Consider the following 18,605-nt stretch of genomic DNA (forward strand, 5'->3'; position numbering starts at 1 on the left):
GCAAGGCCATAGGTATTTTGATTTAGCGACTTGTAAATACAAGTAATGACCAATCCGCTAAATTATCCGTTTGCTGATGAACAAAATCATTTTTGTAAGCTTCTATTAAGGTGGCTGCTTGGTCATTTAAAATACCTGAAACGACTAATATTCCTTGTTTATTGAGCAATTGTTTAAATTTAGCCTTCAATTGCAATAAAGGTGTTAAAAGAATATTGGCGATAAGTAAGTCAGCTTTATCGGTAAGCTTATCAGGCGTAGTTATAATCAATTGTTGTTCATTAATTTGGTTAACTTTCGCATTACTTTGGGTAGCTTGTAATGCTTGTGGATCAATGTCAACGGCATGCGCCAGTTGGACACCTAATTTTAAAGCAGCTAAAGCTAGAATACCTGAACCACAGCCGTAATCAATAATGACTTTATGAGACAAATCTGCTTTGGCAAGCCAAGTTAAGCAAAGTTGAGTGGTAGGGTGAGTTCCTGTGCCAAAGGCAAGTCCTGGATCGAGAATTAAATTGATTGCCATAGGTTTTGGCGGATCAATCCAAGATGGGCAAACCCATAAACGCTCACCAAAGCATTGTGGTTTAAAATCATCCATCCATGCTCTTTCCCAATCCTGATCGGGCAATGTAGAAATATTTATCTGTAAGTGGGTATACAGCTTAGATAAGTTATAAGCGAGCTCTTGTGCTATTTCTTCGTATAGAAAGAGCGCTTTAATTGTTACTTCTGGCCATAAGGGAGTAGCGCCTGGTAGTGGCTCTAGAACCGGATCATCATTTTTATCGCTTAGAGTAATTGATAACGCGCCACTTGTTTCAAGTATATCGCTTAAATTATCTACTTCATCAGGCCGACAAACTTCAATTTCTAGCTGATACCACACAATTTAAGATTCCTTTAACATCGACTCTAGGTAATGAATATTTGTCCCACCTTCTACAAAGCCCTTATCATGCATAATTCGCTGATGTAATTCAATATTCGTTTTGATGCCTTCAATAATGATTTCATCTAACGCATTACGCATGCGGCCAATAGCTTCTTTACGTGTTTTGCCATAACTAATTAATTTACCAATCATCGAATCATAATTAGGTGGTACGATATAGCTACTATAGATATGAGAATCAAAGCGAATACCTGGCCCGCCGGGTTGATGTAATAAGCGAATAGCTCCTGGAGAGGGCATAAATGTTCGGGGGTCTTCTGCATTGATACGACATTCAATAGCATGGCCATTTAACTGAATGTCTTCTTGCTTTAATGTGAAAGGTACTTCACTGGCAATTTTAATTTGCTCTTTAATTAAATCAATACCTGTAATCATCTCGGTAACAGGATGCTCAACCTGGATACGTGTATTCATTTCTATGAAATAAAAGCAGCCATCTTGATAAAGAAATTCAAAAGTCCCAGCCCCTCGATATTTTAATTCTGAGCAGGCTTTTACGACGCGATCCCCAATTTCTTGTCGCAATTCTTTAGAGATTCCGGGCGCAGGAGCTTCTTCTACTACTTTTTGATGTCGTCTTTGCATAGAACAATCGCGTTCCCCTAAGTGTATTGCTTTTCCTTTTCCATCGCCCAGTACTTGAAATTCAATATGGCGGGGATTTTCTAAGAATTTTTCCATGTACACTGTAGGATTATTAAAGGCCGCTTTTGCTTCACTGCGTGTTAAAGTAATCGCATTTAGCAAATTTGATTCAGTATGAACAACACGCATACCGCGACCGCCGCCACCGCCAGCAGCTTTAATGATAATAGGGTAACCAATTTCTCTGGCAAGTCTTAAATTTTCCTGATCATTTTCTGATAAGGGGCCATCTGAACCTGGAACACAAGGAACTCCCGCTTTTTTCATAGCAGTAATTGCTGATACTTTATCACCCATTAAACGAATAGTATCACTATGAGGGCCAATAAATGTGAAGCCACTTTGCTCAACAATATCAGCAAAATCAGCATTTTCTGATAAAAATCCATAACCAGGATGGATAGCAACGGCGTCGGTTATTTCAGCAGCCGAAATAATTGCAGGAATATTTAAGTAGCTTTTTTGTGAAGGTGCAGGACCAATGCAGACCGTTTCATCAGCTAGTCGCACATGAAGTAAATCTTTATCGACACTTGAATGAACAGCAACTGTTTGTATACCAAGTTCTTTACAGGCACGCAAAATACGTAAAGCGATTTCACCACGATTAGCAATCACAATTTTGTTAAGCATGCACAACTTCCTTACTCAATAATAAATAACACTTGGTCATACTCAACCGGATCACCATTATTTGCGCAGATTTCGACAATTTTACCGGCTCTGTCAGCTTCAATCTCATTAAACATTTTCATTGCTTCAACAATACATAACGTATCGCCTGCTTTTACCATCTGGCCGACGGTTACAAAAGGAGGCGCATCAGGTGAAGGAGAAGTATACATTGTACCGACCATAGGAGAACGAATTTGATGTCCTAATCTTGAATTTTGTGTTGTTTTTACTTCAGCTATAGAAGATGTTGTTGATTCAGTTTGCGGTGGTATATTTGTTTGAGAATTAGGCTGGGGGGCAGTGATATAACGAGGTGGCGCTACTTCGGCAGGAGGGTAACTATAACGACTTAGGCGAACCGACTCTTCGCCTTCCTTAATTTCTATTTCTGAAATACCTGTTTCTTCCAACAATTCAATAAGTTTTTTGATTTTGCGGATATCCATTAATATAGCTCTCTCTTAATTAGATTCTTCTAAAATGGCTTGTAGGGCTAATCGGTAGCCTTTAACACCAAATCCTGTTATGACACCTTGAGCAACATCAGACAAATAAGAATAATGTCTAAAGGGCTCACGCGCATAAATATTGGAAATATGTACTTCAAAGAAAGGTATAGCCACTGCACTTAATGCATCACGAAGCGCGATACTAGTATGTGTAAAAGCAGCTGGATTAATAATGATGTAATTAATACCAGCATCAGCAGCTTGATGAATAGCTTCAATTAATGCTGCTTCACTATTGCTTTGAAAACAACTTAAGTCCCAGCCGTTATCTGCTGCTAGTTTGCGCAAATTACTATTAATATCTGCCAGGTTTGTTGAACCGTATACAGAAGGCTCGCGAGTACCTAGTCTGTTTAAATTAGGTCCATGTAAAACTAAAATTTTTCTCATTTTGGGTGAACTAAACAATGTTTTTGCGATTCTGCCTGAAGTTAGGGCTAATGTCTAGAACTTAGATGATATCGGCAAGATCTAAGCATGATTGTTACCATGTTTTAGAAAAATTTATTTTAATTAATGTAATTTCACTAACAAATAGGAGTTTCATGTAAAGCATTTATCTAAAATTGAGCTCTAAGGGAGCTTTTTATGTCGAATTCATGGAATTAAATTTAAAAGTAAGAGTCACGATCTATAAAATCTAAAATGAGCTAGCCACCATGGTGTAATATAGCGCACTATAGTTTATTAGAGCCTGCAATAGTGATATACCTCTCGCCATTGAAGGTACTGGATTTTTACTTTTTCTAATTTTAAAAAACTTGCAATAGAATTACTCACGCTTCTTAAAATTGCTTAGAAACAAAAATTAAGTCGTAAAAAAACCAGTCTCTTCAAAGGCAAGAGGTATAGATGTATTTACTTTTTTACGAAAAAAATTATTTAAGGTTTCCAATCTCCTGATGGAGGCAGTGTTGTTGGCTCAAGTGGGACAAGAAGCCATAAAATAATATAAAGTAAAAACGCTGAGCCACCAATAAGAAAGAAAAGAACAAATAACAGCCTCATCCAAAGAGGATCCATATTAAAGTAAATTGCTAACCCGCCGCAGACACCAGCTATCTTTCTTTCAATACGGGAGCGATATAATTTTTTGTAAGGTTTTTGTAAGTCGGTCATGTGTATTCCAATTTATCTATATAACTATAATTTTAACATTTATTTTCACAAATATTGCCGAATTATTCAAATTATGTTCTATCGGCTTGCCGATTAACCATTTTTAATAAGCGTTCTTTAATACCTTTCCAAATTTTTTCCTCTGGCGGTAACTCTACTAGAATGGTGGAAACTTGTGAGTTATCTGCATGACGAAGCTGATAATAAAGTTCGTAAGCAACTTCTTTAGGATTTAACGAAAATTGATAGTAAAAGGGTCTATTTAAATTTAAATCTTTACTAAATGAAAAAATGTAAGCATTAGGATATAAGCTTAATAAGTGATCCAATTCATGCGCTGCAGAGAAACAATAAAGTGGTTTGTCTGGCTGATAATGGGTTAATAAACGCCCAGACACGCGGATATCTCTCTCATCTTTCGCTATTTCTATTGCTACCGCTTCTTGAATAGATTGCTCGTCAATTAATCCATGTCGTAATATTTGATAGTGAGTAGGAGAAGTAGCATCAACAATAGTTGATTCAATACCCACTTCACAGCGCCCACCGTCTAATATTAATAGATGTTGATTACTAAAACTATGCTGTACATGAAGGGCTGTGGTAGGGCTAATCTTGCCAAAAGGGTTTGCTGAGGGCGCCACAAGAGGAAAATTTAGCGCCTCAAGCAATGATTGAGTGACAGGGTGCTTAGGGCAACGAATTGCAACCGTCTTTTGGTTACCTGTAATCAAAGGGTTAACTGCATTAGGTTGACAATTTAGTACAATAGTTAAAGGACCCGGCCAGAATGTATCAATTAGTTTTTGCACATAAGCGGGGATTGATGTAGCCCATCTAGTTAAATCCGAGTTTTTAGCAACATGCATAATTAACGGATGATTGATAGGTCTCTTTTTAAGAGCAAAAATTTTTAAGATAGCTGCTTCATCTTCAGCACTACCTGCTAGACCATAAACGGTCTCAGTAGGTATTGCAACAAGATTTCCAGCCTTTAATTCAATAATTGCTTCATCGATGTTTTTAGTAATAGTGCTCATAATTTAAGTGACTTAATTCAGCTAATTCTAATTATAACGCTCTTTTGTTAAGCTCTATCTGTGCTCATAGGTTTAACATAATATTAGTTCTCGTATGTTATTGACTCATTTTAAACTTAATATTGCGCTTATATCTTCAAAAGGCAAATTTTATTGTACTAAAAACAAGCATAAGGAGTCTAAGATTTCTTATTAAATTTATTTTTTCCTCTTTGTATTAACAAAAAAGCAAACTGAATAGCTTATAGTCTGGAAATTAAGTTTCTGATTTTAAAATTTAAAAAATTATGGTAGTTTGTTCTATACCTGTTAGAATTACGTCCTTGAATTCGAGAGTAAGGCCAACCTCTTAGTCTTAAATTCTACGATGCAATTAAAATAGGCACCTAATAATTGCTTTTGTTACCATGCTTGTTCATAGCTAGGATGTTATGAGTCAACCATTTTAATAACAAAGTAAGCTTATTTGTTGTACCTGTCATTTCGAGCGGTAAAAGGAATAGTACAACAATCAAAGGACTTTATTGTAAATGGAGGATGAGTTATGCACACATGGATAAGATTAACAACGTGAGCATTCTAAATGGATTTGCTTCATGTGTATTAACTGAAGGAGTTAAGATTAATGCACTCAAATTTTTATTTATCACCTATTGCAGCAGCTTGCTTAGCGCTTACTGTGGTTTCCTCTGTACAAGCAGCCGAACCTATTCATTTAAATAAGTCCTCTTTGGCAGCAATTAAGAAGCAATTTACTCTTAGTATTGCAGAGAGAAAACTATTTTCTACTAATAGCTTAAATTTCGTTAAGCAGCATACAGATAAAAATAAAGTTACTCACATTCGTATGCAGCAACAATATGAAGGGTTTTTAGTGGTTGGCGGTTATGCTATTATCCATACGCCACAAGCAGCGCAGACAATTTTAGCGGATAAACATGATTCTTATGTAAAGATGAATGGTGTTGTTTATGAAGGCTTACAAGGTGAGCTTGGTAAACCATCACCAACATTTGTTAAAAATGCTGCAGTTGCATTACAACAATTTAAAGCTCAATTTGCTAATCAACTTGTAAGTGAGGAAACAGTAAAACCAATCGTCTATATTGATAAAGATTCAAAAGCGCATTGGGCTTATAGAGTTAGCGTATTTGTTACTCATCAAGATAAAATTCCTGAAAGGCCAACCGCAATAATTGATGCAACGACTCATCTACCTTTTATTCAGTGGAATGATGTAAAAACTGAACGTTCAGCAGTAAAGGGTAAAGGTTATGGTGGTAATAAGAAAGTAGGTCGATTTTCATATGGTGATGAATTAGCCTATCTTGAAATAACCCGCGATTCTGATTCAGCTAAATGCTATATGGAAAATGATGGCGTACGCGTAGTGGATATGGAGCATCGTTATTCTTCTAGAAATAATCCTATGACATTTGACTGTAAAGATACTACTGGTAAAGATGGTATCTATTGGACAGGTTATAAAGCTGATGGTTATGATAAAGAAAATGGCGCTTATTCACCTACCAACGATGCTCATTATGCTGGTTATGTAATCAATCATATGTATAAAGAGTGGTACGGCATTAACGCACTTTCTAAATCTGACGGCTCGCCGATGCAATTAGTTATGCGTGTTCACTATGGCGATGGCTATGAGAATGCTTATTGGGACGGTCGGCAAATGACTTTCGGGGATGGTGAATACATGATGTATCCTCTTGTTTCACTTGGCGTTGGTGCTCATGAAATTAGTCACGGCTTTACTGAACAACATTCTAACTTGGAATACTATGGTCAGTCAGGTGGCATGAATGAGTCATTTTCTGACATGGCAGCCCAAGCTGCTGAATTTTATTCAGTGGGCAAAGCAAGCTGGCAGATTGGCGCAGAAATTATGAAAGAAAGTAGCGGTTATGAAGCACTACGTTTTATGGATGTACCAAGCCGTGATGGCACCTCTATTGACACAGCTGATGATTATTATGGTGGCTTAGATGTTCACTACTCAAGTGGTGTATTTAACCGACTATATTATTTAATAGCTAATCTTCCAGGCTTTGATGCTCGTAAAGCGTTTGATGTTATGGTTAAAGCAAATATGGATTACTGGATACCTTATTCAACTTTTGCTGAAGGTGGTTGTGGTGTATTGAGCGCAGCAAAAGATCTTGGTATTGAGCTGGAAGGTGTTAAGGCTTCATTAAAGAAAGTAGGAATTGACGCTAATTCTTGTGATTAATTACTAGACACTTCTATAAAAATCATCCAAGTGTTGTGCTACAACGCTTGGATTCTCCATGTGCAAATGATGTCCACCATTTTTTTTAATGAGCTTTAAATTTTTAACAGCCATAATTCTTTGCTGAATATCAGCTTCATTAAATAAGGAGCTTTGCTCAGCAAGGATTAAGCATGTCGGCGATGTAATGCCAGAGAGACAAGAAATAACTTGGGCTTCTGTAAGACGCAAGGGGCTTGTATATACTAAGCGGCGATCATGATGCCAGTAAAATTTACCATTGCTTTCACTTATTCCACGTGGGCATAAAAGGCGCACTAGATCGAGCGACAGAAATCCACGAGCAGCTCTGGCTTTAGCTGCTAATTCTAAGGAAGAATATAATTTAGGCTTAGGATGTTTTTTCTCAATAATTTTAAATAGATAAGCTGATAGCTGCTCGCGGCAAGTATCTTCAGGGCGGGAAAAGGGCCCAAGCCCTTCAATCAAGGTAACAGTAGAAATACGTGCTGGAGCAACACCTGCTAATATACTCGCTAAACAAGCTCCTAGAGAATGGCCTAATAAGTGAACCTTTTTGAGGTGAAGTGCGTCAATAATATTAATTAAAGTAAAAACGCCATCGATAAAGTGATAATAACCACCTTCACATAAATGCGAAGATAATCCATGCCCGGGTAAGTCGATAGCAATGACGTAGAATTTTTTAGCAAGATAAGGCGCAAGTAGCTCAAAAGAATTAGCATTATCTAACCAGCCATGAATGGCTAATAGGGGCGGTAAATTTTTAGATCCCCATGTTTTAATAGCAATAGTAAAGCCTGGGATATTTAATTTGAACTCATCCATAATATTATCGCTTTTTATCGAGCATAATTAATTTTGCAATAAATGCTATTTTTTTACCAATTAAATTTCTGCAGAAGCTATTAGATTATAAATGTACTCTTATCACTAAAATACTGAACTGATGTTAATAGTTGACTAATTATTATCACTTATGTAATAATAAAGAACATTAAGTTTAATTATTTTATTTGCATATGAAAGTTAAGTATCATATAGGAAATTCTCCATATATCAGTATTCAGCTTAGTCAGGATGGATCTGTCTATTATCATCAGGCGTGTATCATAACCTCGGAATCGGAAGCAAGTAGCTATCTCAAAGTAGATAATGACTATGAGTTGGGCAAGCTTTATTTTGAGGGAACGCTTAAAATTCCACCGCTACAACAACCAGTTAAGTACCCACTTTGGTTAAAAATAAGTCAAACAGAAACGGCCTGTTATCCTACCGTTAATAATTATGATGCAATCTCACCCCGTTTAACCTCAGGATTTTTTAAACCTATTTCTGGTGATCAAAGACTCGCTTTAAGAAGTCATAATATTAAAAATTATAAACCTTCAACTAAGGTATTAAATCTACATAATGCAAACCTCGTGGATGCATTGGAATCAATGGCTGATGAAATAGAAGAAATGACAGAAAAAGGGATTGCCTTTCAAAGATAAGAGTTAAGTTACAACTTAACTCTTATTAATAATTATGTTAAGCAATTTGATTTTGCCGAACTTGACAAAGGTGTTTATCAACAGGAACTTCAAGGATTTTTTTATTTTCAATCCAATAAACAAAATTGACATGAAAATTTTTACAAAATAAATCTTTAATTTGTTCATCCTCACAAGCGTTTTGTTCAATAATAGCTTTATTATCATCTTTTATCTCTAATGCTTGTTCAACATTAATATCTTTAATTTGATAAGTGAACGTTACGGTATCGTCTTTTAAATGGATATCATTAAGTTCTGTCCTACTATCAACCATAATAGGTAAGCCGTCATTCAAACTTAGTTCATCTGAGGAAGAGTAGACTAGTCCGCTAAATACGGCAGCACTAGTAAGACATATAATTTCTTTTAACCAAGATTGCTTCATAGCTCTCTCCTTATTTACATCACGATCTATATTTAAATTTTGCCTCATTTTCATTGACAACATATACAAGCTAACATAATTTAAAATTTATCTCAAATCTTGTGACATAAAATAATTTTATTTTTGTGACGAAATTAAGACGCTTATAATTTTTAAGATGCTTATAATTTATTGATGACATTTTAATAAACTAAACTATTAAATTAATACTTACTACTTTAAAAAGAAATTATTAATGTTATGCTTATTAAATCTGTTTATTGAAGGTTATTAATTATGAAGCAACCGCGACAAAGTGTGTCGCTGGTAACTTATAATATTCACAAAGGTTTTGGAGTTGGCAAATTAAGATTTTTGCTACCTGAAATGCGCTATGCATTATCTAATTTAAATCCTGATTTTGTATTTCTACAAGAAGTCCAGGGTTTCCATCAACGGCGGGCTCAAAGGATTCAAACCTGGCCTAATCTACCACAGTTTGAATATATTGCTGAGAAAGATTGGCCGCATTATTTATATGCTAAAAATGCTATTTATCAGTCTGGACACCATGGTAATGCTATTTTAAGTAAATATCCCTTTGTGAGCTTTGAAAATATTAACTTATCGAGACAAAATCGCGCTTCTAGAAGCATATTACATGGACAAATAAAATTAGATAATAACCAAATTTTACACTTATTATGTGTGCATTTAGGATTATTTAAAGCAGAGCGTGCTTCTCAATGCCGGGCTTTAGTTAATCGGATTATAGAAGTGATTCCTGATAACGAGCCTCTTTTAATGGCGGGTGATTTTAATGACTGGCAGATGCATTTATCTAGGCCTCTAGCAGAAGCATTAGGCATTCAAGAAGCTTTTAAAGTTTTAGAAGGGCAACACGCCCGATCTTTTCCTGCATTAAAACCAACATTATGTATTGATAGGGTCTATTTTCGTGGTTTAAAAGTTGAAAAGGCACAGTGTTTTAGTGGTAAGCCGTGGCGAACGTTATCTGATCATTTGCCTTTGTTTGCAAAATTCACTATTGCTTGATTAAGCTATTTAATAAATCTAGTTGCTTTAGTTAGATAACTAAAGGCAACGCTATCAAGCTATAACTTTATAAAGCAACAACTTGATAGGTCATTTATTCTAATTAAATTTAAATTATTCTCTTTCCATACTAGGTTCATACTCACCAAAGCAGGCTAGACTATTTAAACGAGCCCGTTTTAGTAAGGCGGCTTGAGCTGCCTCAATGTTTGCAGGCTTTCCTTGCCAACTTTTTAAACAATCGTCTTGCAGAGCTCGACCATATGAAAAACTTAAATTCCAGGGCTGATAACCAATTTGATTAATAGCATTTAAATTGGCTGTTGCCTGTTCAGAGGTTTGGCCACCTGACAAGAAGTTGATACTAGGTACTGCAGCTGGCACAGTATTACGGAAAACACCAATTGTATAGTCAGCAATCTCTTCGGGTGAACTGAAAGGCTGTGCTTCTTTACCGCTAGTCACCATGCTTGGTTTAAGAATAATATTTTCTAATTCAACCTGATGAATAAATAAAGCCTTGAAGACTTCATGGAGTACCATTTCAGAGACCTCTGCGCATAAATCAATGTTATGGTTACCATCAATTAAAACCTCAGGCTCTACAATAGGAACAATGCCTACAGATTGGCAGTAGGCTGCATATCGAGCTAGATTCTCAGCGCCTGCTCTCATTGCAGCTAAGCTTGGAGTTGATTCAGTAATAGAATAAACATTTCGCCATTTAGCAAAACGCGCACCTAATTTTTTAAAATGGATTAAGCGCTCTTCAAGACCATCTAATCCTTGAGTAACCTTTTCATTTTCAGTATTAGCTAAATTAATTAGCCCTCTATCAACCTTAATACCTGGCACTATACCTTTTTGAGTAAATAACTCAGCAATTGAAGTGCCATTATCATCGCGGTGTTGAAAGGTTTCTTCAAATAAAATAACACCACTAATATATTGCTCTAATTCAGAAGTTGTAGCCAGGAGAAGACGGTAATTGCGGCGATTGTCCTCACTATTTTCTACATTAATGCTAGCAAAGCGTTTACCAATAGTGCCATTACTTTCATCTGCTGCAAGTATTCCTTTTCCTTCTTGAGTTAATTGTTCTATGGTGTTGGCTAATTCTTCGTAATACATGTTAATTTACACTCCTTATTTAGGCTGCAGAAACAGTTGCCACTACCTTGTAGTAGCAGAAATATATTTTTCGCGAATGATTTGTTGCATTGCAAAACCACGATTTTTTAATTCTTCAAAGCATTCATCAATCATTCCTGGATTGCCACATAAATAAACTACATCTTCAGCAGGGTTTAGTGCTATTTCTGGAAAAGCATGTTGAATATAGCCTTGAAACTGATGAGGCTGTAGACTTATATCATTAGCTCGGCTTAATTGTACTCTAAAAGTAACCTGATTTGGATAAGACTTTGCCAGAGCTAAGAATTCCGACTCGTAAAGTGCATCTTCTGGCCGCTGTACCCCTAGCATAATTAATACTTTTAACTCTAAGTTTTGTTTAAGCCGGTTAGTAAGTTCCTTAAGCATAGCGCGATAAGGTGTTATGCCTGTACTTGTCGCTGCTAAAATATAGCGCTTGGGTAACTCATCTTTCAAAATTAAGCGACCAAAAGGTCCATTAATATTAATTATGTTGCCAGGTGCTAAATTGAATAGTAAATCGGTCCCTGGCCCTCCTTCAATATATCCAGCTGCAAATTCTATATAATTATCTTGGTTGGGTATATTAGCTATACTATAACTACGCTTAAGTAGTTTTCCATCTCGCTCAAAATGAATAGTAATAAATTGCCCAGGAATATAATCAAAGGGCGGGGTTTTATCAGCTTTAAAGATAAAATGCTTAACCTTGGGCGAGAGCATAAAAGCTTCTATTAAAGTAATGGGAAATAATTTTGCTTGCATGTTTTTACTACTAACTGAAAAAGTTATCTAATATAGGCTAAATGGCTCGCATTGCAAGTAGTAATACAGAAATTAGGGTATAATTAAGCTATGAGTGGAAATACTGATTTAATTGCAATGCTCGGCAACTTAAGCCGATCACTTTTTCCTGTCCAATCTGTGATTGTAGGAATAGCTTATATGCTTGGTATTCTCTTTTTTATTACAGCTCTGCAAAAGCTGCTTAAAATCGGAGATCAGCGGGCAAATTCCTCATCACAAGAAAGCATTTATGTGCCTATTGCTTATATTCTAGGCGGGGCGGCGTTACTTTTTTTACCTTCTGCTTTAGATGCACTTTCTAATACGACATTTGGTATTGGTAATGTTTTATCCTATACAGATTATGATCATAATAGTATATTTGGTTCAATGGGATTGATAATTCGTATAGCTGGCTTGATTTGGTTTGTTCGCGGGGCTGTATTATTAAGCCATGCTAGTAATCCAGGCTCACAAGGTCAAGATGGATTGAAGGGGTTTATGTTTTTATTTGCAGGGATTTTAGCTGTTAATTTTGATAATACAGTAAGTGTAATAGCAACTATCTTCGGTAAAATTGCTGCATTTACTCTAAATTATACAAGCACTTAAATTAGTCTTCACCACAAATCTTGAGGTTATTTTCTTTTGCAAATTCTATAATCGATTGATAAACATCGGGGCTTGTTTCTTTTAATTTAGGATCTAATAAAACACATTTATAGCCTTGCGTATTAATACTAGGTTGGAGGAAGGGCGAATAATAAATACGATTATTTTTAAAGACAGCCATAGCTCCACTCATACGCTCGGCCCAGTCACTCGGACGAAAAGCCTTACCTTGTTCCGTTACGCCTTCAATTACAATTTTTTTCTTATCTACATCAGAATTAGTCATAGCTAAAACACAAACAAAACAGTATGCCTATTATAGCATCATATTGGTAGGTAATGATTAAGTTAGTTTAACTGAAATTAATGTGTTCATTATAAAAGAGATGAAGGTTTTTTATAAAAGATCTAACTTTTATATCGGATTCACTTTAATTTAGATTTTTAAAGCCTATTTAACAAGAAGATGCTTAGAATAATACATCGATCATAGCAGTTAATAGGCTGATTGTGTTAGGATATTTGTTTGATTTTAAGTGATTTTGCTTGCTTTAAGTACTTCTTTACTTAAAAAGTAAACTTCAAGCAAAGAAAATATTATATAATAATTTTAAGTATATTTATCTGGTAGGCTTAAGTTGTGAATTCAAAAGAAAATCCCTCTGGTGTTTATTTATTACCTAATCTTTTTACTACAGCAAGTTTATTTGCAGCTTTTTATGCTATTGTTGCGGCATTTAAAGGCCAATATGAAGCAGCGATTATTGCAATTTTCATTGGTATGATCGCTGATAGTTTAGACGGTCGTATAGCTCGTTTAACGAATACTCAATCGGCTTTCGGGGCACAGTATGATAGTCTTTCAGACATGGTAACTTTTGGCGTTGCGCCTGCCTTATTATTATATAGCTGGAATTTACAGCAATTAGGTAAGATTGGTTGGTTAGTTGCCTTTATTTATACAGCAGCAGTTGCATTGCGGCTGGCCCGTTTTAATACTAAGGTAGGCACAGTTGATAAACGCTATTTTCAAGGGCTTGCTTGTCCTGCAGCGGCGGCTTTAGTTTCTTCTTTTGTTTGGCTTTGTCACCAAAATCAAAGTCACTACTTTATAATATCTTTAATAACAGCAATGCTGACGATTATTGCAGCAGCACTTATGGTAAGTAATATTCATTATTATAGTTTTAAGGAGGTTGATTTTAAGGGGCATGTTCCCTTTCTATACCTATTATTAATGATTATTTTATTTGTGGCTATTGCTGCTAACCCTTCTTTAATCTTATTTACAGGTTTTGTTATCTATGCTCTATCTGGGCCAATCCAATTATTAATAAAATTAAATAAAATACGCAGGCAGAAAAAATCTTCTGAAGATAAATAATAGAAATTTAAAAAATTCTAAAGCTTCAGTTTAAACCTTTTTATTCTGGCTCATCAAAGCGATTATTAATGAGCTCAACCAACGCTTTCTCCATATCTTTTTCATCTGGGCCATTAATTTTAATAATTAATTCAGAGCCTTGTGTAGCAGCAAGCATCATAACGCCCATAATGCTTTTGCCATCTACTTTTTGAGATTGCTTAATAACCTCAATTTGGCTTTGAAATTTGGCTGCTGTAGAAACAAATTTAGCTGAGGCACGCGCATGAAGTCCTAATTTATTAATAATCCGAACATTTGTTTCAATCATAGAAATCAACTTATAATCATTAATTAACGTGAGTTCAATATAAAAGATAGGTTTTTACTTTTTTATATTGAACTAGCCTGCTTTGATGTAGACCCGGTAAATGCTTTACCTTTACGGGATAACGTTCATTTTACAATCTAGAGAATTTGATTTCTTGATGTCAAACTCACGATATTAAACGGTTAAGAAGCTTGTGTCTCTAATGCACCGTTTACTACAAGAGCATATAATGATTCCGCATTATTTGCTTTTCGGCAAGCATTTCTGAAGCTTGAATCACTAAATTGTTTAATAATTGCAGCAAGAATTGTCAAATGATGTTCTTCTTGGTTAGGCGGAACAATTAAACCTACAACTAAATCAGCCGGCTGTTTATCTTCGGCACCAAAGTCAACTGGATTTATTAATTTAATAAGGCAAGCTTTCGGCTGATTGATAGTTGGTAGCCGTATATGTGGAATAATAATTCCATGCCCAATTGCTGTACTACCCAGAAGTTCGCGATGCCAAAAAGCATCAAATAACTCATTGAAGTTAAGCTCAGGAATAGTTGTTGTAAACAACTCACTAATTTTGTGAAAAACAGCCGTTTTACTTTGGGAGGCTAAGTCGATATAAACATGCTGAGGCGCAATAAAATAACCGAGGTTCATAAGATCATTTCAGCTAAAAAGAATTATTTTATCGTGGGTTAGATAATTCTGACAAGTTTAGACAGTTAATTGAAGGTTATTCTGCGCCTATCCTTGGCACAGAGTAAAAGATTAGATTTTAATGAGTACGTAGTTTTTCTTTATGCTTAATGAGCTGTTGATCTAATTTTTCAACCAATTCATTGATAGCAACATACATATCATCGTGTTCGGCACGTGCATGAAATGTACCTTTTGCAACATGAATAGTTGCTTCAGCAATTTGTGCTAATTTTTCAATATTAAAAACGACATTAATAGCAGTAATATTATCAAAATGATGAGTTAATTTACTAAATTTTCCTTCAGTATAGGATTTTAATGCGGGTGTAATGTCCATTTGATGGCCTGTGAAGTTTATTTGCATGATTTTTCCTCCTCTTAAAACTTATTAACTACGGATTGTTTTGCGTTCATTAGATGGAGCAATACACATTGCTTCACGATATTTTGCCACTGTTCGACGAGCCACTTTAATCCCTTGCTCACTAATTAGCTGTGCAATTTTGCTATCACTAAGAGGTTTTTGGCGGTTTTCTGAAGCAATTATTTTTTTAATTACAGCACGTATAGCGGTAGAAGAACATTCACCTCCATTCACTGTTGTGACATGGCTTGAGAAAAAATATTTTAATTCAAAGACTCCGCGTGGCGTATGCATAAATTTCTTTGTTGTTACTCGTGAAATAGTTGACTCATGCATATCTAGAGCAACTGCAATATCATTGAGTATGAGTGGTTTCATCGCTTCTTCACCATGCTCTAAAAATTCAATTTGTCTCTCTACAATAGTACGAGCGACTTTAAGTAATGTCTCTTGACGGCTTTGAATACTTTTTAAAAACCATCTCGCTTCTTGAAGATTATTTTTTAAAAATTGATTATCAGCGCTGCTATTAGCACGTTGAATCATAGATGCATATTGACTATTAATTGATAAACGCGGCAGGATTGTTTGGTTTAAGAGAACCTGCCAAGTTCCATCCATTTTTTTTACGATGACATCTGGGATAATATATTCCACATTATTTTGTTGGATTAAACTACCTGGCTTAGGATGCAATTGATGAATAATTTGTAAAACTCGATTAATAGTTTCTTCATTCACATGATGATTCTTCATTAATTGCCGATAATTATGCTGTCCTAGTAACTCTAAATCATTTTTAACAATTGCCTTAGTTAATTCAATATCTTTATCATATTCAGGAAATTGACTAAGCTGTATTAGCAATGACTCAGATAGATTGAGGGTAGCACAGCCTACGGGATCAAATAATTGTAACCGGTGACGGACAGCCTCAATTTCTTCAATATCAAGAGGATAGGAATCACTATTTAAACTTGCATGTAGTTCATTAACCGACTGGGTTAAAAATCCATCATCGTCGATTGCATCAATAATTGCTGTAGCAATAACGCGATCGATATCACTCATCGGCGTTAATTCTAGCTGCCACCGTAAATGTTCTTGTAAGTTAGTTGTTGTACAGTATAAATTTTCATAATTAAAATCGGTATCTTCAAAATTACTGCGTTTATTAAGATTATAAAGTTGTGACCATTGAAAATCATTATCTTCAGAACTTCGCTCGGAATTATCAGTGATATCTTCCTTTTCTTCATTAGGTAAAACTTCAAGTAAAGGATTTGACTCAACAGCTTGTTGTATTTCTTGTTGTAAATCAATAGTAGACAATTGTAACAGGCGGATCGCTTGCTGAAGTTGAGGAGTAAGCGTCAGTTGTTGACCAATACTAAGTTGCAACGAGGGTTTCATCCACTATCCTCTTAGATCATTGCTTATTATTAAGTTTAACTGATTCACTAAGATTATCCAGTAGCTTATACCATATATAATGGGATTAAAAGTAATAAGAGGTTGATTTTATTATATATAAGTTAAAACTTCTCTAAAGCTTAATTAGGTTACTTGGTTATTGGATAAAGGATTAATTAAGATAGTGGGTGTTATTAACAGGCTATTAATTTTAGACAAAAAAATAATAGCCACATTTATTTCCAAACTGTGGCGTTATTAAGTCGAAAATGAGAAATAGGAACTAAATAGATAAAAGCAATCTATTTTACTTTTTTCTCTTTAAATAATACATGCTTCCGCACGACGGGATCGTATTTTTTAAATTCAAATTTATCAGGGCAATTTCTTGGATTCTTAGTCGTAGTTACAAAATAACCTGTACCTGCAGTAGATTCCATTTTAATTTTAATAGTGACAGCTGCCATGGTTAATCCTCTTAATTAGACTTTTTCGCCTTTTTCTCTTAACTTATCGATAACGGTTTTAATACCAAGTTTATCGATAATACGCATACCTTTCATACTTACTTTTAACGTGACAAAGCGGTTTTCTTCTTCAACCCAAAAGCGATGCTGTTGAATATTAGGTAAAAAACGTCTTTTAGTTTTATTATTGGCGTGTGATACATTATGACCAGTCATGGGCCGCTTGCCAGTAACTTGACATACTCTTGACATGCTGTTACTCCAAATTTTCTCTAAATAAAACCATAACTGAAAAAATCACAACCATTGGCATGGGTGTTGACTCAGTGTTAGGCAAAGAGCGCTTTTATAACAAAAAAAGAAGAATTTTGCAATCGATAAGCGATTTTTTTACCCTATTTAGTTAAAAAAGCTTACATCTGTTAAAAGATGACAAATAATTACTTAATTATAGATTATCGGCTTATAATTGCTGCCTTTTGTGGAGATAATGATTCAGATGCAACGAACTGTTAAAAGCTTTGTATTAAGAGCAGGTCGTATGAGTAAACGTCAACAACTTGCTTTAGATAAGTGGCTGACACAATATATTTTACCTGTAGATGATATCGTTTGGGATTTTCAAGCTATTTTTGGCCGAAATACTGAAACTATCGTTGAAATTGGGTTTGGTATGGGCGCTTCGCTTATTGCGATGGCAGAGCAGAATCCTCATAAAAATTTTATTGGTATTGAAGTCCATCGAGCTGGTGTTGGAAGCCTAGTGGCCGATTTACATGAAAAAGAAATTAGTAATGTTCGAGTTGCTATGTTCGATGCTGTAGCTATTTTTAATCAGCAAATCGCAGCGGAATCCTTAGATGGTGTGCAAATCTTTTTTCCTGACCCATGGCATAAAAAAAGACATCATAAGCGACGTTTAATCCAATCAGATTTTGTTAAATTAATTGCTAATCGCCTAAAACCAGGCGGATTTTTGCACTGTGCGACTGACTGGCAAGATTATGCAGAGTCTATGCAAGCAGTTTTATCAGCTGAAACTGCCTTAAAAAATAGCCAGCCTGATAATGGGTTTGCGCCCCGACCTAGCTCAAGACCAATTACGAAATTTGAGTTAAGAGGTAATCGCTTAGGGCATGGGGTTTGGGATTTAATTTATTATAAAAAATAAAGTTGAATCTTTATTTAAATGTTTAAACTTAAATAAATCTAGGTAAGTCTTACTTTTAGTCTGAACAGCATGTAA

The 18,605-nt window shown here is 35.3% G+C and carries 23 protein-coding genes; 6 read left to right on the forward strand and 17 right to left on the reverse strand.

The annotated features are described in order from the left end of the window. Window positions 1-22: 22 nt before the first annotated feature. The 6 genes from prmA to ACQUW5_RS03045 all read right to left on the reverse strand — a co-directional run bounded on the left by prmA (window position 23) and on the right by ACQUW5_RS03045 (window position 4,949). A complete protein-coding gene (gene prmA, locus ACQUW5_RS03020; protein WP_444989733.1) occupies window positions 23-892 on the reverse strand; it encodes a 50S ribosomal protein L11 methyltransferase in 870 nt (289 codons plus the stop codon). A 3-nt stretch (window positions 893-895) separates the two neighbouring features. After that, complete coding sequence (gene accC, locus ACQUW5_RS03025; RefSeq protein WP_444989734.1) at window positions 896-2,239, reverse strand: acetyl-CoA carboxylase biotin carboxylase subunit; 1,344 nt, start codon at window positions 2,237-2,239, stop codon at window positions 896-898. 11 nt (window positions 2,240-2,250) lie between these two features. Then, window positions 2,251-2,727 (reverse strand): acetyl-CoA carboxylase biotin carboxyl carrier protein, encoded by a 477-nt coding sequence (gene accB / locus ACQUW5_RS03030; protein WP_444989735.1) that lies wholly within the window; start codon window positions 2,725-2,727, stop codon window positions 2,251-2,253. Window positions 2,728-2,742: 15 nt separating this feature from the next. After that, window positions 2,743-3,180, reverse strand: coding sequence for a type II 3-dehydroquinate dehydratase (gene aroQ, locus ACQUW5_RS03035; RefSeq protein WP_444989736.1), 438 nt, complete (start codon window positions 3,178-3,180; stop codon window positions 2,743-2,745). Window positions 3,181-3,672: 492 nt separating this feature from the next. Next, complete coding sequence (locus ACQUW5_RS03040) at window positions 3,673-3,909, reverse strand: PspC domain-containing protein (protein WP_444989737.1); 237 nt, start codon at window positions 3,907-3,909, stop codon at window positions 3,673-3,675. A gap of 71 nt (window positions 3,910-3,980) precedes the next feature. Further along, entirely contained in the window at window positions 3,981-4,949 is a 969-nt protein-coding gene (locus tag ACQUW5_RS03045) for an L-threonylcarbamoyladenylate synthase (protein WP_444989738.1), read from the reverse strand. Between the two features lie 625 nt (window positions 4,950-5,574). Here ACQUW5_RS03045 and proA point away from each other — a divergent pair. After that, entirely contained in the window at window positions 5,575-7,194 is a 1,620-nt protein-coding gene (gene proA, locus ACQUW5_RS03050; RefSeq protein WP_444989739.1) for a zinc metalloprotease ProA, read from the forward strand. A gap of 3 nt (window positions 7,195-7,197) precedes the next feature. On the opposite strand, the gene ACQUW5_RS03055 is transcribed toward proA, so the two are convergent. Continuing rightward, window positions 7,198-8,043 (reverse strand): alpha/beta fold hydrolase, encoded by an 846-nt coding sequence (locus ACQUW5_RS03055; protein ID WP_444989740.1) that lies wholly within the window; start codon window positions 8,041-8,043, stop codon window positions 7,198-7,200. Window positions 8,044-8,237: 194 nt separating this feature from the next. On the opposite strand from ACQUW5_RS03055, the gene ACQUW5_RS03060 reads away from it, so the two are divergent. After that, on the forward strand, window positions 8,238-8,711 hold the full coding sequence (locus ACQUW5_RS03060) for a hypothetical protein (RefSeq protein WP_444989741.1): 474 nt from the start codon (window positions 8,238-8,240) through the stop codon (window positions 8,709-8,711). 37 nt (window positions 8,712-8,748) lie between these two features. On the opposite strand, the gene ACQUW5_RS03065 is transcribed toward ACQUW5_RS03060, so the two are convergent. Next, window positions 8,749-9,138 (reverse strand): hypothetical protein, encoded by a 390-nt coding sequence (locus ACQUW5_RS03065; RefSeq protein ID WP_444989742.1) that lies wholly within the window; start codon window positions 9,136-9,138, stop codon window positions 8,749-8,751. 276 nt (window positions 9,139-9,414) lie between these two features. Between ACQUW5_RS03065 and ACQUW5_RS03070 the strand changes: the two genes are divergently transcribed. Next, window positions 9,415-10,173, forward strand: a complete 759-nt coding sequence (locus ACQUW5_RS03070) for an endonuclease/exonuclease/phosphatase family protein (RefSeq protein ID WP_444989743.1) — start codon at window positions 9,415-9,417, stop codon at window positions 10,171-10,173. Window positions 10,174-10,287: 114 nt separating this feature from the next. Here the strand turns inward: ACQUW5_RS03070 and ACQUW5_RS03075 are convergent, their stop codons facing one another. Further along, window positions 10,288-11,304 carry a class I fructose-bisphosphate aldolase gene (locus ACQUW5_RS03075; protein ID WP_444989744.1) on the reverse strand — a complete coding sequence of 339 codons (1,017 nt, stop codon included), beginning with the start codon at window positions 11,302-11,304 and terminating at the stop codon, window positions 10,288-10,290. Window positions 11,305-11,346: 42 nt separating this feature from the next. After that, window positions 11,347-12,093: a ferredoxin--NADP reductase gene (locus ACQUW5_RS03080; protein ID WP_444989745.1), complete on the reverse strand. Its 747-nt coding sequence runs from the start codon at window positions 12,091-12,093 to the stop codon at window positions 11,347-11,349. A 90-nt stretch (window positions 12,094-12,183) separates the two neighbouring features. Between ACQUW5_RS03080 and ACQUW5_RS03085 the strand changes: the two genes are divergently transcribed. Then, window positions 12,184-12,726 carry a type IV secretion protein IcmC gene (locus ACQUW5_RS03085; RefSeq protein ID WP_444989746.1) on the forward strand — a complete coding sequence of 181 codons (543 nt, stop codon included), beginning with the start codon at window positions 12,184-12,186 and terminating at the stop codon, window positions 12,724-12,726. 1 nt (window position 12,727) lies between these two features. Here the strand turns inward: ACQUW5_RS03085 and ACQUW5_RS03090 are convergent, their stop codons facing one another. Next, the gene (locus ACQUW5_RS03090; protein WP_444989747.1) at window positions 12,728-13,012 is read right to left on the reverse strand and encodes a DUF3579 domain-containing protein; all 285 of its coding nucleotides are present in this window, start codon (window positions 13,010-13,012) and stop codon (window positions 12,728-12,730) included. Between the two features lie 354 nt (window positions 13,013-13,366). Between ACQUW5_RS03090 and pssA the strand changes: the two genes are divergently transcribed. Further along, on the forward strand, window positions 13,367-14,110 hold the full coding sequence (pssA, locus tag ACQUW5_RS03095; RefSeq protein ID WP_444989748.1) for a CDP-diacylglycerol--serine O-phosphatidyltransferase: 744 nt from the start codon (window positions 13,367-13,369) through the stop codon (window positions 14,108-14,110). Window positions 14,111-14,150: 40 nt separating this feature from the next. Here pssA and ACQUW5_RS03100 read toward each other — a convergent pair whose 3' ends face one another. The 6 genes from ACQUW5_RS03100 to rpmB all read right to left on the reverse strand — a co-directional run bounded on the left by ACQUW5_RS03100 (window position 14,151) and on the right by rpmB (window position 17,611). Then, window positions 14,151-14,420, reverse strand: coding sequence for an HPr family phosphocarrier protein (locus ACQUW5_RS03100; protein ID WP_115330234.1), 270 nt, complete (start codon window positions 14,418-14,420; stop codon window positions 14,151-14,153). A 182-nt stretch (window positions 14,421-14,602) separates the two neighbouring features. Then, a complete protein-coding gene (locus tag ACQUW5_RS03105; RefSeq protein WP_444989749.1) occupies window positions 14,603-15,073 on the reverse strand; it encodes a PTS sugar transporter subunit IIA in 471 nt (156 codons plus the stop codon). Window positions 15,074-15,191: 118 nt separating this feature from the next. After that, window positions 15,192-15,479, reverse strand: a complete 288-nt coding sequence (hpf, locus tag ACQUW5_RS03110; RefSeq protein ID WP_444989750.1) for a ribosome hibernation-promoting factor, HPF/YfiA family — start codon at window positions 15,477-15,479, stop codon at window positions 15,192-15,194. A 24-nt stretch (window positions 15,480-15,503) separates the two neighbouring features. Then, window positions 15,504-16,892: an RNA polymerase factor sigma-54 gene (locus tag ACQUW5_RS03115; protein ID WP_444989751.1), complete on the reverse strand. Its 1,389-nt coding sequence runs from the start codon at window positions 16,890-16,892 to the stop codon at window positions 15,504-15,506. A gap of 302 nt (window positions 16,893-17,194) precedes the next feature. Then, window positions 17,195-17,359, reverse strand: a complete 165-nt coding sequence (rpmG, locus tag ACQUW5_RS03120) for a 50S ribosomal protein L33 (RefSeq protein WP_444989752.1) — start codon at window positions 17,357-17,359, stop codon at window positions 17,195-17,197. 15 nt (window positions 17,360-17,374) lie between these two features. Next, a complete protein-coding gene (gene rpmB / locus ACQUW5_RS03125) occupies window positions 17,375-17,611 on the reverse strand; it encodes a 50S ribosomal protein L28 (protein ID WP_444989753.1) in 237 nt (78 codons plus the stop codon). 247 nt (window positions 17,612-17,858) lie between these two features. Between rpmB and trmB the strand changes: the two genes are divergently transcribed. Next, window positions 17,859-18,530, forward strand: a complete 672-nt coding sequence (gene trmB / locus ACQUW5_RS03130; protein ID WP_444990021.1) for a tRNA (guanosine(46)-N7)-methyltransferase TrmB — start codon at window positions 17,859-17,861, stop codon at window positions 18,528-18,530. Window positions 18,531-18,605: the final 75 nt, after the last annotated feature.

Source organism: Legionella pelazae (assembly GCF_052527395.1).

Coding starts and splice junctions, on each gene's coding strand:
- ACQUW5_RS03070 (WP_444989743.1), top strand. CDS start 9,415: ATGAAGCAACCGCGACAAAGTGTGTCGCTGGTAACTTATAATATTCAC.
- ACQUW5_RS03100 (WP_115330234.1), bottom strand. CDS start 14,420: ATGATTGAAACAAATGTTCGGATTATTAATAAATTAGGACTTCATGCG.
- accC (WP_444989734.1), bottom strand. CDS start 2,239: ATGCTTAACAAAATTGTGATTGCTAATCGTGGTGAAATCGCTTTACGT.
- ACQUW5_RS03075 (WP_444989744.1), bottom strand. CDS start 11,304: ATGTATTACGAAGAATTAGCCAACACCATAGAACAATTAACTCAAGAA.
- accB (WP_444989735.1), bottom strand. CDS start 2,727: ATGGATATCCGCAAAATCAAAAAACTTATTGAATTGTTGGAAGAAACA.
- proA (WP_444989739.1), top strand. CDS start 5,575: ATGCACTCAAATTTTTATTTATCACCTATTGCAGCAGCTTGCTTAGCG.
- aroQ (WP_444989736.1), bottom strand. CDS start 3,180: ATGAGAAAAATTTTAGTTTTACATGGACCTAATTTAAACAGACTAGGT.
- ACQUW5_RS03040 (WP_444989737.1), bottom strand. CDS start 3,909: ATGACCGACTTACAAAAACCTTACAAAAAATTATATCGCTCCCGTATT.
- rpmB (WP_444989753.1), bottom strand. CDS start 17,611: ATGTCAAGAGTATGTCAAGTTACTGGCAAGCGGCCCATGACTGGTCAT.
- ACQUW5_RS03090 (WP_444989747.1), bottom strand. CDS start 13,012: ATGACTAATTCTGATGTAGATAAGAAAAAAATTGTAATTGAAGGCGTA.
- ACQUW5_RS03080 (WP_444989745.1), bottom strand. CDS start 12,093: ATGCAAGCAAAATTATTTCCCATTACTTTAATAGAAGCTTTTATGCTC.
- ACQUW5_RS03115 (WP_444989751.1), bottom strand. CDS start 16,892: ATGAAACCCTCGTTGCAACTTAGTATTGGTCAACAACTGACGCTTACT.
- trmB (WP_444990021.1), top strand. CDS start 17,859: ATGCAACGAACTGTTAAAAGCTTTGTATTAAGAGCAGGTCGTATGAGT.
- ACQUW5_RS03065 (WP_444989742.1), bottom strand. CDS start 9,138: ATGAAGCAATCTTGGTTAAAAGAAATTATATGTCTTACTAGTGCTGCC.
- ACQUW5_RS03060 (WP_444989741.1), top strand. CDS start 8,238: ATGAAAGTTAAGTATCATATAGGAAATTCTCCATATATCAGTATTCAG.
- hpf (WP_444989750.1), bottom strand. CDS start 15,479: ATGCAAATAAACTTCACAGGCCATCAAATGGACATTACACCCGCATTA.
- rpmG (WP_444989752.1), bottom strand. CDS start 17,359: ATGGCAGCTGTCACTATTAAAATTAAAATGGAATCTACTGCAGGTACA.
- ACQUW5_RS03105 (WP_444989749.1), bottom strand. CDS start 15,073: ATGAACCTCGGTTATTTTATTGCGCCTCAGCATGTTTATATCGACTTA.
- ACQUW5_RS03085 (WP_444989746.1), top strand. CDS start 12,184: ATGAGTGGAAATACTGATTTAATTGCAATGCTCGGCAACTTAAGCCGA.
- ACQUW5_RS03055 (WP_444989740.1), bottom strand. CDS start 8,043: ATGGATGAGTTCAAATTAAATATCCCAGGCTTTACTATTGCTATTAAA.
- ACQUW5_RS03045 (WP_444989738.1), bottom strand. CDS start 4,949: ATGAGCACTATTACTAAAAACATCGATGAAGCAATTATTGAATTAAAG.